Source organism: Lactobacillus sp. ESL0703, assembly GCF_029433435.1.
In the GTDB taxonomy this organism is placed as follows: Bacteria; Bacillota; Bacilli; order Lactobacillales; family Lactobacillaceae; genus Lactobacillus.
On record NZ_JAQTIB010000001.1, the window covers coordinates 53,782 to 69,583 of the forward strand.

Below are 15,802 nucleotides of genomic sequence, written 5' to 3' on the forward strand. Positions count from 1 at the left end.
AAGCGATTGTGTTAAACTCAAGATAGATAGTTACAAAGTTGGCATGATTGGGGATAGGAGCTTTCGTTTTGCAGGAGATATTTGTTTATATTTATAATATTGCCTTTATCATATTATATTTGTGGGTGATTAATGTTTCTAGTTATGCTTATAAAGCAACTAATAACAGTATTTTTTATTATGTTGAACTACTTTATGTAGTTTTAATTATTGATAGTACATTTGCGTTTTCGTTTGATTTATTAAGAACTGCTAATAGCGGATTGAATGTTTATGGGCGTACTTATTATTTTGCTCGGATTTTATTCTTTTTGATTGGTGGCGATTTGTATGTCAAAATTGTGGCTAAAATGCTGATGCAGAAGCAAAAGTTTCTTTTTTATATACCAATTATTGTCGTAGCTGTGTTAGATATTGGCCATGTCTTATTTTTTTATGGTGATATTCACACGGTTGTTTGGCAAAGAAGCATTCAGGATGCGGGCATTTTAATGCTATGTCTATTATATGCTTATAAATTGCATAACGGACAGCAGGCAGTTAATCAAAAATATTATAACCGTGCAGTGTTAATTACCGGAATTTTCATGTTTTTGTCTTGTATAGAAGGGATTATTTATTTTAGTTTGTCTAGTTTGAATAATCTTGACTTAAATAAATTACTTAGTTATATGAAGATTATTGGTTTTAATGAAGATTTGTTTTCACTTATCATGTCTTTCCTAGTTATTTGGTTTGCTAAGCATGAAGAAATAAGAGCAGATAAAATGCATTTAGAAATATTAGTTCAGCATAAAATGAATCAGTATCAGGCAATGATCCATGAAAAAGAAGTTGCCAGTGAGGAAGATCAGGTAGTCGCGTTTTGTGAGTATTATCAAATGACTAAGCGTGAATCGGAAATTTTACGGTTAGTATTAAAGGGTAAGAAGAATCAAGAAATTGCTGATGAATTATATATTTCAGTTGGTACAGTTAAGTCCCATATCTATAGTATTTTTAAAAAGTTAGCAATCGATAGGCGCAGTCAATTGATGCATGTTTTTATGGAATATAAAGAAAAATAAAATTAAGCCTGCTAAACGTGAGTTTAGCAGGCTTTTTAAATGTCTCATACTAAAGTTTAGGTAAGTTTAATTTACCAAATTAACAAAAATATTACCAAAGTTGATTGAAAATGCTTGTACATTTTATTAATTTTAACCTGTAATTAGTCTTCATAATTTAAGGGGGAAGAAATAAAATGGAAAAACAAAAGTTACCCAGTTATCGCTGGGTAATTCTGACAATTGTTAGTTTGCTTTGCTTAATGGCTAACTATATTCAATTTCAGGTTTCAGCATTGGCAACGGCAATTATGCCGCAACTGCATATCACGACTGCAGAATTTTCAAGTTTATTGATGGCACCGATGTTAGTTGCTGTTGTACTTAGTATTCCAGCTGGGTCTTTAGGCGATAAGTTCGGTTCCAAACGAGTTATTACTGTTGGCTGTATTTTATCGGTAATTGGTGCTTTTGGGCGCTTTGTTGCTACTAATTTTGCAATGATGATGATTATGCTTCTATTATGTGGTATTTTCATTGCTCTACTTAATGCTAATTTAATTAAGGTTTTAGGTACTTGGTTTAAACAAGATACTGATTCAGCTATGGGGATTTTTTATGCGGCATCTTGTTTAGGCATCACGTTGTCGCAGATTACTGGTTCTTGGTTTGCAACTGTTAACTCAGCTTACATGTTTTCATCAGTTATCTTGCTAATCTTAACAGTATGCTGGATAGTTTTTGTACGTGATACGCCTAAAGGTGAGTCCTTGCCGCCAGCAGAGCCAACCATGAAATACTTAAAGGTTGCTATTAAAAGTAAGAATACGTGGATTGTTTCAATTTGTGCTGGTTTAGGTATTGCCTCAACTACTGCATATGCGGGCTTTTTGCCACAAGCTTTGACATTAGGTCAACACATTAGTAACGCAACAGCTGGCGTTATGGCCGCAATTGTTACTGTTGGTAGTTTCTTTGGTTCATTAATTGGACCGGCAATGTGCAATAAAATCGGTCGCTATAAGATGTTTTTGACAGTGACAACGTTAATTGGTGCGATTGTAATGTACTTTACTTGGTATACACCAGCTGGCTTCTTCTTATGGGTAATGCTAGTAATTAATGGTTTCTTTACTGCTATTAGTGGTCCAATTGTGCAGGCAATGCCAATTCAATTCTCAGAAATTGGAGAAAAATATGCTGGTAGTGCTGGCGGAATTGTCGGTACTGTATCTATGCTTATTTCCTATATTATTCCGATTATTGTTTCGAAGATTGCAGGTAATGATTATGCAATTAATTTAGGAATTGAATCGTTGATTTTTGGTCTATCAATCATTTGTATTTTAGTTTTACCTGAATTAGGCAGTAAGGCTAAAAAATAATTGAGGGGGGATTTAATGATGACAGAAAAAGCAGATTATATCTTAAAAGGGAATGCAATTTTTACTGGTAATGATGACGAGCCACAAGCAGGATGTGTCTTGATTAAAGGTAACAGAATTTTAAAAGTAGTCCCATTATCGCGGTTAACGGGTTATATTGATAAGAATACTACAGTAATTAATTGTGGCGATCATTTGATTATGCCTGGATTCAATGATTCTCACATGCATATTTCGTTAGGCTCAGTACAAAATGATCCAGACTTTTGTATTCAAATGATGGATTGTAAGAGCGAAGAAGAATGCGTGCAAATGGTTAAGGACTTTGCTGATTCTCATCCAGATAATCCGTGGATTTATGGTACCGGCTGGTATTCAGAAGTCTGGGATCAACCACATACGCCATCAAAGAAATCACTGGATGCACTGAATTTGGATCGGCCAGTTTGTTTAAATTCGTTTGACCTGCATTCAGTCTGGTGCAATGAGGTTGCTTTAGAAAAAATTGGTATTACAAAAGATACACCTAATCCTCAAGGAGGGATTTATGGTCATGATGAAGATGGTGAATTAAACGGTATTTTATATGAGCCACCTGCAACTAAAGCAATGATGGATGAAGTCTTAAATGTTCCAACTTTAAAACAATCCTTATTAAAATGTTTGAAGCATTTTCGTGAATTAGGTTTAACCTCAGTAGCTGATGTTTATCCATCAGGGCTAACTAATGATAATATTCCAGAAATTTTTGATGAATTAGAAAAAAGTGGCGAATTAACTACTAGGATAACTTCATTTCCATCTTTAACTGATGTTAAGGGTGCTAAGGAATTACAAGCAAAATACCATACTGAGAAGCATCGTGTTGCTGGGGTTAAGCAGGTATTAGACGGTGTTGTTGAAGCTCATACAGCACTACTTAGCAAGCCATATGACAATGATCCAACTGTTTCAGGTGATGCTTCATTAACTCAGAATGAATTAAATAAGTATGTTTTAGAAGCACAAGAAGCTGATTTACCAGTAAAAATTCATGCAATTGGGGATCAGGCAAGTACGATGGCGCTTGATGCTTATCAATATGCTAAGGATAAGTTGGGCAAGTTAACACTGCACAATTCAATTGAGCATATTGATATGATTAGACAGGATGATATCGATCGGTTAAAGAAGCTAAATATCATGTGTTGTGTTCAACCGCAACATTGTACCGGTGATTATATGAGTGGCGGTTATTTGCCATGTATTGGGCAGGAAAGATTATCCCATACTTGGCCATACCGTGAAATTCTTGATTCTGGTAGTCATTTAGGCTTTGGCTCTGACTTTCCAGCTGTTTATTCAGTTAGTCCAATGTGGTCGATTTATGCAGCAGTTACGCGCTGTGAACCTAATGAAGGCAAGCCTGATGGTGGCTATTTCCATGAGCATGCTGTTACTTTGGCGGAAGCTTTACAAGCTCATACCAAGTGGTCAGCTTATGCAGAAACTTTTGAAGATGATTTAGGAACGATTGCAGCTGGTAAGTTAGCTGATATTATTGTTTTAGATTGTAATTTATTTAAGATTGATCCAATGGATATTCGTTTTGCTAAAGTAGACATGACAATTTCCGATGGTAAAATCGTTTATCGACGTTAATCAAAAAATTCGACTTTGGTTATATAACTAAAGTCGAATTTTTTGATTTTTATAAGATATTAGTGACAGTACAGAAGCTTTAAAATCACTTATTTAACATAGCCTACCTTGTACCATAAGGGGTGGTTATTATTTGATTGTGCCGGTTCTTTTGAATAGCCCGTAATATCGGAGTTAACAGCAGTAATTGTATAAGCGTTATCGATTGGAATAGCCCATGCCTCATCAGTCATGTATTTTTGCCATTCGTGGAACTTTTGTACCCGATATTTGTGGTTAAATGCCTTAGGAGAGTCGATTTCGCGTAATAGTTTATTGTTTTCAGGTGTTACGTAACGCATGTAATTCAAAATTGAAGTTTCACTATAGTATGATTGCGGCGATGGTTCACTTGGCAGGCCCCAACCAGCCATATACATGTCAATTGATGGGTCATCGTTTTGAATCTTGTCATAGAATGAATTAAATTCAGTTAGACGACCGCCAGCCAACTTAACGTTTAAGCCAATCTTGTGCCATTGTTGCAAGTAATTTTGAACAATTGGCTCTTGGTTGGTATCACCACTCATTGCCGCAAAAGTAATTGTCAATGGCTTACCATTTGGTTGGACACGCCACTTGCCCTTCTTTTTGAAGCCAGCCTTATCCAAAATATTATTGGCCTTTTTCAAATCATAATTAAAGCCAGGATTGGTTTTGTCTGAATAATCACCGTATTGTGCTGGAATTAAGGTTGGTACCCGGAACTTAATGCCATGAGTGTAGTGCTTGTCTACTTGGTCAACGTTCATTGCGTAACCAATAGCTTCACGTAATGCCTTATTGTTCATCTTAGAATTTTTGTTCATGACATTCTTATTCTCTTTGGCATTCCATTTACCGACTTTGAAGCCGATGTAGTGGTAAGCCAGGGGAATTTGCGCTACAAAGTTAACGTTTTTGGTATCTTTAACTTGCATCCATTGAGTTGGCACAATATCAGCTACATCGAACTTGTGGCTTTTAATTGCCTGTGTGGCAGAATTAGGAGCCACAACCTGCAGGATGATTTTATTTAACTTCGGTTGTCCGCGCCAGTAATACTTATTAGGCGTCCAGGTAACTGATTGGCCACGAGTAACTTTAGCAGCCTTAAACGGACCGAAAAAGAGCGGTTTTTTTCTAATTTGGTCAGAAGATACCAGTTTGCTAAACGGGATGTTCTTTAAGTAATGGTACGGTTCAGCAGATTCCCAAAAGTAGCGGTTGCCACTGTTATACATGCCGGGTTTTAATTCGTAAAAGTGAATAACAATTGTTCGGCCGTTATCGCCGTCAGGCATTTCGATTCCGGAAATACTGCGGGCTTTGCCATTATGATATTCCTTTAAGCCCTTAATGTTTTCCAAGTTTTTGTTATAGCGCTCAGATTTAGAATCCTTGTTGGCAATAATCTCATAAGGGTATTCCAAATCCTTTGCTGTTACTTGCTTACCATCAGACCATTTGACACCTTTTTTGACAGTAATAGTTACTGTATTATCTTTTCGGTTAAGTTTTAAAGTAGCAGGGCCCTTGTCGGTGATTTTGTAATGATTATCAGTGTCAAAGAGGGTCTCAGCTCCAGGACTAGCAACAGCAGAATCGATGTCACTAGTTGATAATTCATTAGAAAAGATACCAGAAAACGGGGTGTCAGTTTCCAATGCCAACTTCAAGGTGCCACCTTGTTTAGCAGTCTTCACTGGTGTTGATTCCGGCAATTTGCTAACGGATTTGCTTTCATTTGCAGTGTCGTTGCTTTTACCACAAGCAGTCAAAGCAAGTGCGGCTGCAGTTACAATTCCCAGGGAACTCAATATTTTGGTTTTACGCATAATTTTGCTCCTTAATATTTAATTTTTATTTAATAAATTTGTTATAAATTTTAGCATATTAAATTAATAATTGCGAAATATTTTTAATATTTATGGATTATTAATAATTTAAAATAGTTAAGTATACCTATAATCTTAAGATGATTATCAATTAAGATGTATTAAAATATTAATGTTTTTAAATTTAAGTAGACAATAAAGCCTTTTTTCAGGAGATAATAAAGTTTAAAATTAATGTCGTAATTGAAAGAAGATGATTGTTTGCGCGCATTATGGCTATTTCCGGGACAAGGTAATCAATTTGCTGGGATGCTGGCTGGTGTTACGCCAGAATTAAAAGAACATGTTGAGCAATTATTAAATTTAAAGTTATTGGACACAATCGAGGGCTACCAAGATTCAGTTCAATTGCAGGTCAGTATTGCCTTATTGCAAGTTGATCAGATTAATCAACTATTAGCTGTTGGAATTAGGCCAGACTTAGTGGCAGGTCATAGTTTGGGAGCCTTTGCGGCGGCTTATGCAGCTGGCGCGATCAAGCAGGATGATTTATTTTGGGTTGTTAAACATCGTGCTGGTTTAATGCAAGATGCTTATCCAAGCGGCTTTGGCATGGGCGTAGTAGTTGGCTTGACTAGAGACCAGCTGGCACCATTAGTCGAAGAAGTAAATACTCGCAAAGAGCCAGTTTTTCTATCAAATCAAAACGCTGCTAATCAGATTTGTGTATCAGGAAAATTGACAGCAATTGACCAAGTATTGCAGTTAGCTAAACAAAATGGCGCGGCGATCGCTCAACGCTTGCAGGTACCGGTTCCATCGCATTCACCGCTAATGAATAAGGTAGCAGGACAATTGCAGCAGGAAATTAATCAGATTACGATTAGTAAGCCGCAGTGTCGCTATTTAACTAACTATTCAGGTCGCAGTGTTCGACAGGCAAAGTTTGTTGGTGAAGATTTAATTAATAATTTGGTTTATCCGGTTTATTTTGAAAAAATGATGAATGTTGCCGGCGATTACCAACCAGAAGTAATTATCAACTTTGCCCCGGGAATGCCATTTAAGGCGATTTTGCGGCAAAAATTTGGCGATATAAAACAAATTAACCTTAATCAGACAGGCATTGAAGATGCAATCTACTTATTAAACAAATGGAACAAGAGGTAGTAAAAATGAGTGAAAAACGAAATTGGGCCACACACCGTGCGGCTAAACTTCAAAAATTGACTAATGCGAGCAGGTTATTGAATGGTAAGTTTGCCAAAACTGAAGATGCAACGGCAGTTTTGGAAACATTGATTAATTCTGGCGACAAGGTTGTTTTGGAAGGCGACAACCAAAAGCAGGCCAGTTTTTTATCAAAAACTTTGGCTAGTGTTGATCCCGAAAAAGTTAATCATTTGCACATGATTATGAGCAGTATTTCGCGACCTGAACATTTGGATATTTTTGAGGATGGGATTGCCAGCAAAATTGACTTTTCCTATGCAGGTCCGCAGAGTACACGTGTGTCGCAGATGATTGCTGACGGCACTTTGCAGGTTGGCGACATTCATACATATTTGGAATTATATGCGAGATTATACATTGACTTGATCCCTAATGTTGTTTTAGTTGCAGCCGATCAAGTGGATCGGTCGGGGAACCTGTATACGGGTTACAACACTGAAGAAACACCGGTAATTGTTGAAGCTGCCGCGTTTCATGATGGGATTGTGATTGTTCAGGCGAATGAAATTGTTGATCGAGTTCCCAGAGTTGATATTCCGGGAGATTGGGTTGATGTGATTATTCCGGCTGATGAGCCGTATCAATTGGAGCCACTGTTCACGCGTGATCCGCAAAACATTACCGAGCTGCAAATTTTGATGGCAATGATGGCAATTCGTGGTATTTATGAAAAGCACAACGTGCAGTCTGTTAACCACGGTGTTGGCTTTAACACTGCTGCAATTGAGCTGCTATTGCCAACTTATGGTGAGCAATTGGGCCTAAAAGGAAAAATTGTACCTAACTGGGAGGTCAACCCAACCCCGACACTGATTCCAGCAATTGAATCAGGTTGGATTGAGTCAATTCACTCGTTTGGCGGTGAAGTTGGCATGGAAAAATACATTGCGGCTCGTCCTGATGTTTTCTTTGTTGGCGCTGATGGTACCATGCGTTCGAATCGGGCTTACGGTCAAATGGCGGGACAATATGCGCTTGATATGTTCGTTGGTTCAACCTTACAAATTGACCAATATGGCAATTCATCGACGGTAACTCATGGACGGTTATCTGGCTTTGGTGGGGCCCCTAATATGGGCTCGAACCCAACAGGTCGACGGCATTCTACCCCAGCTTGGCAAAGTTTACGTCCTGATGATGATCCGCTAGGCAAGGGGCAAAAGTTAGTAGTTCAAATGGTTGAAACCTTCGGTGCTAATAAGAAGCCGGTTTTTGTTAATCAACTAGATGCCGTTGAGGTCCAAAAGGAAGCTAAACTGAAAAACGTACCAATAATGATTTATTCTGAAGATACAACCCATATTGTTACTGAGGAAGGCATTGCCTATCTCTACAAAACCGACAGTATGGCTGAACGTCAGGCTGCAATTGAGGCAATCGCGGGTGTCACGCCAGTTGGCTTGCGCTCAAATCCGGTAGTAGTTGAAGATTTACGTCAGCGCGGCATTGTTGCCTTTCCAGAGGACTTAGGCGTGAAAAGAAATCAGGCAACGCGTTCACTTCTAGCAGCGCAAAATATGGAAGACCTTGTTGAGTGGTCTAAGGGCTTGTACACGCCGCCAGCTAAGTTCCGCAGCTGGAGTTAAGTTTAGTAGAGGAGAATTAAAATTATGGAAAAGTTACATTTTACTTTTGCCGCTAGTCAGCCAATCACGCACCCGGTTCATGTTGGTGTTGTTGCTTCTGGCGATTTGGAAATAATCATGCGTCCTACTTCAGAAAAGCAAGCAGATCTTAAAATTATTACTGGCAGTGATGGCTTCAAAAAAGTCTGGCAAAACGTTTTGGAACGCTTTTTTGCACGTTATCCGCTACTAGCAAATTTTGAGATTAATGATTACGGCGCAACTCCCGGTGTTGTAAATTTACGTTTGACACAGGCAATGGAGGCGTTAAAAGATGAACAATAGTTTTGTGGAATTGCATGCCCGCCAAAGAGCAGAGGCATTGCTCGATCAAGGTACTGGACGTGAATTAGTTGGGCCATTTGACGGCATGATTTCACCACATTTAGAGCCGCAAAATATCGTGCCCGAATCGGATGACGGTGTCGTAATTATGCGAGGAACTATGAATAATCAACAAGTGGTGATTATTTCAATTGAAGGTTCATTTCAGGGCGGCGGCATTGGTGAGGTCTCTGGTGCAAAGATTGTGGCGGCATTAGAGCACGCACTAGTCGACAATCAAGCAGGTAAAATAATCTACCCCATTTTAATCTTGGATACGGGCGGTGTTCGACTGCAGGAAGCGAATTATGGGCTATTGGCAATTTCTGAAATTCAAAACATGGTAATTGCCTTGAAGAAATATGTCCCAGTAATTGGGCTAGTACCGGGACGTGTTGGTTCTTTTGGCGGGATGTCAATTACCAGTGCGTTATTGTCTTACTTAATCGGCACGGACAAGGCAAGAATTGGTCTAAATGGTCCTGAGGTAATTGAACAGGAAGCTGGCGTGCGTGAGTGGGATGCTTCTGATAAGAATCTGATTTGGGACACTTTGGGTACCAAGCAGCGGCAAAAGACCGGTATTATTGATGAGGTTGTGACAGATGATGTTACTTCAATTAAGCAGGCAATCAATGAAGCAATCTGCAGGAAAAAGGATACCCACCGCGATCAACGCAGTGACTTTTATTTATCATTGCTCGATCAATTGGACTTACAGCAGCCACTAACTATTGCCACTTACAATGAGCTATATCAAGAAGTTGCAGTTAAGCCGCACCACTTGGCACCCGCAATTGCCGGTACTGAAGCTCAAACTAAGTCTCGCGGTCGCAATTGGTTCGAGTTATTGACTGGCATTCAAAATGCTTCAAGTCAGGTGGCTACTGTCTTACATGCGCAGAAGGATAATCGTGAATACATTGCGATTGTGCCGGATGAGCAGAATCGTTTTCCGCGGGTTCGCCAAGGTGAAGTGGGTCTTGAAGAAGGATTCACGGTTGCTAGTGTGGTTAATGACTTGATTGAACAGGATAAGGAAAAAGCTGAGAAGACACCAATTGTGTTAGTGGTTGATGTGCCTAGTCAGGCCTATGGTTATAAAGAAGAATTAATCGGCATTCATCTGGCACTAGCAGCTAGTGCCAGTGCATACGCGAGAGCACGGCAAGGTGGTCACAAAATCGTGGCATTAATTGTTGGGGATGCAGTTTCTGGCGGCTTTTTGGCACACGGTCTGCAGTCCAATCGTTTAGTGGCATTAGATGATCTGGCAATAACAGTTCAGGCCATGAGTAAGGCTTCCAGCGCGCGGATTACCCAGCGGACGATTGCCGAAGTTGAAGCAGCGACTAAACATGTGCCAGCCATGGCCTATGATATTGAAAATTATCAAAAGTTAGGTGCCTTGTACCACTTAATTCCGCAAGTTAAGGGTTATGACCATGATAAGCAAGCTGTTGCAACGGTTAAAGCAGCTTTAGATGATGCTTTTGCCAGTTTGGAAGATTCTCCAACTGACTTGTCTTTTCGCTATATTAACGAGATTGCCGTGAATGGCGTGGCTGGTGGTCGCAAAGCTACTAATCAAGTTAGAAAATTGCTGGCTGAAGAATGGGACTAATTCTGCCGCATACTTTAATTAAGATAGCCAATCTTGACGCACTAGTGCCGCAAGAATTACCGCTTTGGGCACAAAAAATGCTTGCTCAGGCACCTTATGTAATTGTGCGGCGTGGTGAGCAAGGTGCGCAAATCCCAGTGGGAATTCGGGGCTTTAATAGAAGTCAACGCTTTGCGGCTTTTTTGCCATCAGGTCAGTGGCAAAAGTTAATTAGCCCGCAACAAGCACTAATGTACTTACCCAGCCTGGCAAAAGAGCGGGCAGAGCTTGCGGCATTTATAAAATTGCGGAAAATTATGCCACTGCTCAATGGTTATCATTGGGGGATCAGCGGCAGTTTGCAATTTGAGCTGGTCACAGGAATACCGGTTGTTAATGCGGCTTCAGATATTGATATTATTTTGTCGGATTTGCCTAGAATGTCCCGTAGTGAAGCAAGTGATTTAATTGGCCAATTGCAAGCAGTTTGTCCAGCAGTTCATACTGATATTCAGGTTGTTAACGGCCAAAATGGCTTTTCTCTAGAAGAATTTGCCCAGCAGCGAGCAGATACAATTTTATTAAAAACAATGACGGGTCCAAAATTAGTGACCGACCCGTGGCAAGAATAAAAAATAATAAACCCCGCTTCATAAATTGAAACGGGGTTTTAAAATTAACTGAAATCTAATTCGAAGTCTTTGCTAGTGAAGTAATGTAATTGGTGGTTGAAGATGTAATTCATTAACAATCCCAGACTAACAGGTACGACTACGAAAAGGACGGTTATCAAGATGATATTAGCTGCATTTGCTGGACGAGAAGCCATTGCGGCCAGTGGTCCAATTAAACCAGAAAAACCAAAGCCAGCACTCATTGGTGTACCGCTGATTTTAAAAATTGCCCCAAGACCGCCGGCAATTCCGGCATTAATTAATACGGGCACCAGCAGCTTAGGCTTAGTCATTAGGTTAGCCATTTGCATTTTGGGTGAACCGAGGAAGTGAGCAATTGAGGTACCAACAGAATTAGCCTGCCAACCAAAGATTGCTAGGCTGAAGCTGGCGGCAGTAATACCTAGATTGGCTGAACCGGAAGCGATGCCAGCAAGACTGATAGCTGTGGCAATCCCAACAGAAGAAATCGGCGAAACAATCAGTAAAGCGAAGACAATACCCATGATAATGCCCATTAGGATTGGCTGCAGATTAGTTAGGTGCTCAATACCGATACCAATTAAGGTGGTTAATTGGCCAACTGGAACTTTGGTCAGGCAGCCAATGCCGCCAGCGATTATCAAGACTAGCAGTGGAACTAATAAAATTGTGTAAGCCTTGAGTTTTTTACCTAAAAATAAAACCAAGGCGTAGCCAATCATAATAGTGATGGCAGTATTAATGACGTCACCACTGCCATTGACGGCAATTTTGCCGTTTTTCATTACGAAATTACCGGCGCCAGCAGTTGCAGCGAGGGCTAGAGAAGATGTTTGAATGGGGGTTAATTTCCCAGTCATACCTACACACACGGCGCTGATTGCGGGCAAAAGTCCCGCCGCAAATGCGGTTAACGCCAGAATAAAACTCAGCCCCGGCCAAGTGGGAACTAGTGCCTTGACTAGCTGGTTGACCAAGGCGCCGGGAATTAACGCGACGACAATTCCCGTGGATAAGCCGTTTAGAGTATTTAAAACAATTTCTTTAACAGTTTTCATTGACATTCTCCTAAATAAAAAAACTCACACAGGACGACAACTGTGTGAGCTTTTTTAAGAAGAAAGTACTTAAGGCCGCGCAGTTGTCAGATGTACTAGACCTGCGTGTCCTAATGTAATGGCAAATACGGCACTCAGATCAAATTGCTAAAGTACCGAAAATAATATTTAACTTGTAGTTGATTTAATTGTTTACTTGTCGTCATCATTGGCTACCTCTCATAAATATTTAATGAGTATCATACTAAAGTATTGATAAAAAGGCAAGAGAAATGATAGAAAAGTTAAATTTGTTGATAATAGTGTGAGCTTACTAGCTAAACTGCAATAGTTGTCAAAAAGAAAATTTTTATGAAAATTTTAATTTAAACTAGATAATAAATGCTATAATTTGAACATAATATAAGGAGGAATTAGTTAATGAAAACCCAAGAAATCGATAATTATGCTGAAAAAGTCCGCCAAAACTTCCGCTTGCCGAGTTTGGGTCTGGGAATTTATTACAAAGGGGAAACTTACAGCCACGTCTATGGCGATGCTGAGCAAGATACGCTATATCCTCTTGCTTCAATTTCTAAGACCTTTTTGGCAACAGCGATTTGCAAGTTAGCTGATGAAGGCAAGATTGATTTGGATGAGCCACTTAAGAAGTATTGGCCTGGATTTAATATGGTTGATCCGTATGTTGCCGAGCATTTGACATGGCGGGATGCCTTGAGCCACCAAAGTGGTCTGCCAGCTCATGACTGGATGCGGTTTACTAATTGGAATAAGCAGGATTTGACATTAGCACAAAAGGCTGAAGCCGTTGGCCACTTAGAGCCTAACCATGAATTACGAGTTGAAATGCAGTACAGCAATTTGATTTTTGCGGTGGCAACCTATGTAATGGAGCAGGTAATTAATAAGGACTATGGCTCATATATTCGTGAGAACTTATTAAAGCCGCTGCATTTAGAGAATACGTTTATTAATCACCATGAATGTGAGCGCAGTCGGATTGCCAAGCCATATTTGCTGGATCACGGCAACTTGCGTGAGGTACCGTTTATTGCGCCGGGCAAAGTTGGTGGTGCCAGCAGTATGCTTGCAAGTATTTCTGATTTGCTCGAATGGGGCAAATTCCAGTTGAAGACCGCACAGTCTGGTAAAGGCGTTACCATGCAGCGTTATGAGCCGCAATCAATTATGCCAGTTGATCGTTCTTATGGTGGCGCGCACTTCTCTAATTATGGCTTGGGCATGATGATGGAAGACTACCATGGTTACAAATATCTGTTCCATAGTGGTTCATATGTTGGCTATTGTTCATTCTTAGGTTTTGTTCCGGAGCTTGATTTGGCCTTTGTTTCCACGATGAACTTGGATTCTACCGATGCGATTTTTGCTCTGGCATACCAAACGATTGATACCTTTGCCGGGCTTGAACAACATGACTGGATTAAGGCTTCTTCGGACTTTATGTCGCAAAGATTGGCAACTAAACAAGGTAAGTTTAGTGAAGCAGAAGGCGATAATCCGCAACCTGTTGAGGCTAAGCAGGAGCTGATAGGAGATTACCGTAATCCTGGTTATGGCATTGTCACAATTAGTGAGCAAGATGGCAAATTGATGGCAGCAATTGGCCCGTGGCCATTCCCAATTATTGCTAATGACAAGGGCGAGATGTTTGTCGAAATTAAAATTTATGACACTCTATTGCCACTCAAGTTTACCGAGAATGGGTTGGAAATAATGACCGAACCAGCACTGGGTAAACCAACAATCTTTAAAAAATAGTAAATAAATAGGAACCTTCCTACATTAGGAGGTTCCTATTTATTTTTTCTGGAATTGTTTAATCTCTGCGGCATAAGTCTTAACTAAGTCAGATGTAAATCTTTTGGGGTTAGCTGAATTTTTGACATGGTGCCATAAGATAGCCGCAACTTTTAGCTTACTGCTAAACTGTTGGCTAACTGGGTCTTGGCAAAAGTCATGGACGAAGTTATTCCATTGATAAGTTTGTTCTTCAGCAGTGCGGTTAATAATCTGTTGGTGCTGTTTAGCTGAAGTTAATTCTTGATATTGAGTAATTAAGTCGGCAACGGTCATGTCTGTGTCGCAGCGAGCCTCGGCTGCACGCTTAATAATCGCCATTTCTTTTTTGAAGGAAAAATGTTCAACATGAAAGTATTGCGCAAAAAATTGCCGACTGGCATCATTAAAGGAAAAGCCTGAGTCACCAATTGGCGTTGACAAAGTAATTCCACTTGCTGTTAATTGCCGCAGCTGTTGCTTTTTTCTGGCTGGCTTAATTTGCTCTTTAGGTGTCCCAGATAAAAAAGCTTCTAGATAGGAATTAAGTTCAGCTTTGGTTCCAGAAGTTGGCAGTCCATATTGTCTGCATAAGTCTTGAAGTTCAGTTTTATAAAAATATTTTTGCTTAAATTTATTCAGGGTTAGTTGTTTCATGGCAAATTTCTAGTTGTGAAGGTATTGAAATAAGGTAAATACTACATCGATTTCATTAATTGAATACAGCAGAAACAGGACACCGAAAAAGCTGCTAAGCCAAATTCTTAATGTTTTGTACTTAGGAGGCTGATGTTGCCGCCGCTTTTTGAAAAAGTCATAGAGAGGGTATAAAAAATACAGGCTGAGAGCCAAAGTTATGATTAGTAATAGCAAATTCAATAGCAGATTTGCTGGGCTAGTGGTAATTGTAGTATACGCTTTTTAGCCAATGGTACGTAGATAATTTTAAAAACAAAAAAGCAGTTAAGATTCTTGCATCGTAATCTTAACTGCTTTTTCTATTTAATGATCCGGGTGAGATTCGAACCCACGACCCACGGTTTAGAAGACCGTTGCTCTATCCAGCTGAGCTACCAGACCATTGTATGTTTGTTTGTTCCTCAACAGAACATTAACTATTATAGAGTAAAAAATTCCTAATTGCAACAAAAATTTTTAATTATTTTTGCCTTCAGTAGCGATCTGTGAATTAATGCTAATAATTAGTTTGAAAATCTGCCTAATTTTCAAGTTATATTGATTTGATTTTGGTCTTGCAGTTTTGTCAATTATCTAAGCTATACAATCATAAATATGTATATTTTTAGCTACGAAAGAATTTAAATATAAAATTTTAATTATGATTATATATTATTAACTAATTGATGACATTGAAGCAAAATTATCACGTATTAACTGCTTTAATCGCCTAAAGACAAGGGCAGACTTATTTATTACAAACGCTTTACATTCTTTAAACAATAATACCCTCTTTGAATATCGGATAAATAAAGTGTACAACGCTTATTTCTCGTTATAAAATAATTTTTTGTTAATGTAACTATTAAATTTTATATGCTTTTTATAAAGAGGGGTAGA

The 15,802-nt window shown here is 39.3% G+C and carries 12 protein-coding genes and 1 tRNA gene; 9 read left to right on the forward strand and 4 right to left on the reverse strand.

What is annotated here, in order from left to right; genetic code table 11:
- Positions 1-68 precede the first annotated feature (68 nt).
- The 3 genes from PT278_RS00215 to PT278_RS00225 all read left to right on the forward strand — a co-directional run bounded on the left by PT278_RS00215 (position 69) and on the right by PT278_RS00225 (position 4,072).
- Complete coding sequence (locus PT278_RS00215) at positions 69-1,067, forward strand: helix-turn-helix transcriptional regulator (protein ID WP_277129434.1); 999 nt, start codon at positions 69-71, stop codon at positions 1,065-1,067.
- Between the two features lie 176 nt (positions 1,068-1,243).
- Positions 1,244-2,431: an MFS transporter gene (locus PT278_RS00220; protein ID WP_277129435.1), complete on the forward strand. Its 1,188-nt coding sequence runs from the start codon at positions 1,244-1,246 to the stop codon at positions 2,429-2,431.
- Between the two features lie 15 nt (positions 2,432-2,446).
- A complete protein-coding gene (locus tag PT278_RS00225) occupies positions 2,447-4,072 on the forward strand; it encodes an amidohydrolase (protein ID WP_277129436.1) in 1,626 nt (541 codons plus the stop codon).
- An 89-nt stretch (positions 4,073-4,161) separates the two neighbouring features.
- Here the strand turns inward: PT278_RS00225 and PT278_RS00230 are convergent, their stop codons facing one another.
- Positions 4,162-5,928: an oligopeptide ABC transporter substrate-binding protein gene (locus PT278_RS00230; RefSeq protein WP_277129437.1), complete on the reverse strand. Its 1,767-nt coding sequence runs from the start codon at positions 5,926-5,928 to the stop codon at positions 4,162-4,164.
- A gap of 261 nt (positions 5,929-6,189) precedes the next feature.
- Here PT278_RS00230 and PT278_RS00235 point away from each other — a divergent pair, with 261 nt between their 5' ends.
- Genes PT278_RS00235 through PT278_RS00255 form a run of 5 tightly spaced genes read left to right on the forward strand, consistent with a single transcriptional unit; the run spans position 6,190 to position 11,345 of the window.
- Positions 6,190-7,098, forward strand: coding sequence for an acyltransferase domain-containing protein (locus PT278_RS00235; protein ID WP_277129438.1), 909 nt, complete (start codon positions 6,190-6,192; stop codon positions 7,096-7,098).
- A gap of 5 nt (positions 7,099-7,103) precedes the next feature.
- Positions 7,104-8,747, forward strand: a complete 1,644-nt coding sequence (gene mdcA / locus PT278_RS00240) for a malonate decarboxylase subunit alpha (RefSeq protein ID WP_277129439.1) — start codon at positions 7,104-7,106, stop codon at positions 8,745-8,747.
- A gap of 24 nt (positions 8,748-8,771) precedes the next feature.
- On the forward strand, positions 8,772-9,071 hold the full coding sequence (locus tag PT278_RS00245) for a malonate decarboxylase subunit delta (protein ID WP_277129440.1): 300 nt from the start codon (positions 8,772-8,774) through the stop codon (positions 9,069-9,071).
- Positions 9,061-10,734 (forward strand): biotin-independent malonate decarboxylase subunit beta, encoded by a 1,674-nt coding sequence (gene mdcD / locus PT278_RS00250; RefSeq protein ID WP_277129441.1) that lies wholly within the window; start codon positions 9,061-9,063, stop codon positions 10,732-10,734. The genes PT278_RS00245 and mdcD overlap by 11 nt, the downstream gene beginning before the upstream one ends.
- Entirely contained in the window at positions 10,725-11,345 is a 621-nt protein-coding gene (locus PT278_RS00255) for a malonate decarboxylase holo-ACP synthase (protein ID WP_277129442.1), read from the forward strand. The genes mdcD and PT278_RS00255 overlap by 10 nt, the downstream gene beginning before the upstream one ends.
- A 44-nt stretch (positions 11,346-11,389) precedes the next feature.
- Here the strand turns inward: PT278_RS00255 and PT278_RS00260 are convergent, their stop codons facing one another.
- Positions 11,390-12,427, reverse strand: coding sequence for a PTS sugar transporter subunit IIC (locus PT278_RS00260; protein WP_277129443.1), 1,038 nt, complete (start codon positions 12,425-12,427; stop codon positions 11,390-11,392).
- Between the two features lie 420 nt (positions 12,428-12,847).
- Between PT278_RS00260 and PT278_RS00265 the strand changes: the two genes are divergently transcribed.
- Complete coding sequence (locus PT278_RS00265) at positions 12,848-14,206, forward strand: serine hydrolase domain-containing protein (protein ID WP_277129444.1); 1,359 nt, start codon at positions 12,848-12,850, stop codon at positions 14,204-14,206.
- A 39-nt stretch (positions 14,207-14,245) separates the two neighbouring features.
- Here the strand turns inward: PT278_RS00265 and PT278_RS00270 are convergent, their stop codons facing one another.
- Complete coding sequence (locus tag PT278_RS00270) at positions 14,246-14,881, reverse strand: SAP domain-containing protein (RefSeq protein WP_277129445.1); 636 nt, start codon at positions 14,879-14,881, stop codon at positions 14,246-14,248.
- Positions 14,882-15,230: 349 nt separating this feature from the next.
- Positions 15,231-15,304: transfer RNA gene (locus PT278_RS00275), tRNA-Arg, on the reverse strand.
- Positions 15,305-15,802 lie beyond the last annotated feature (498 nt).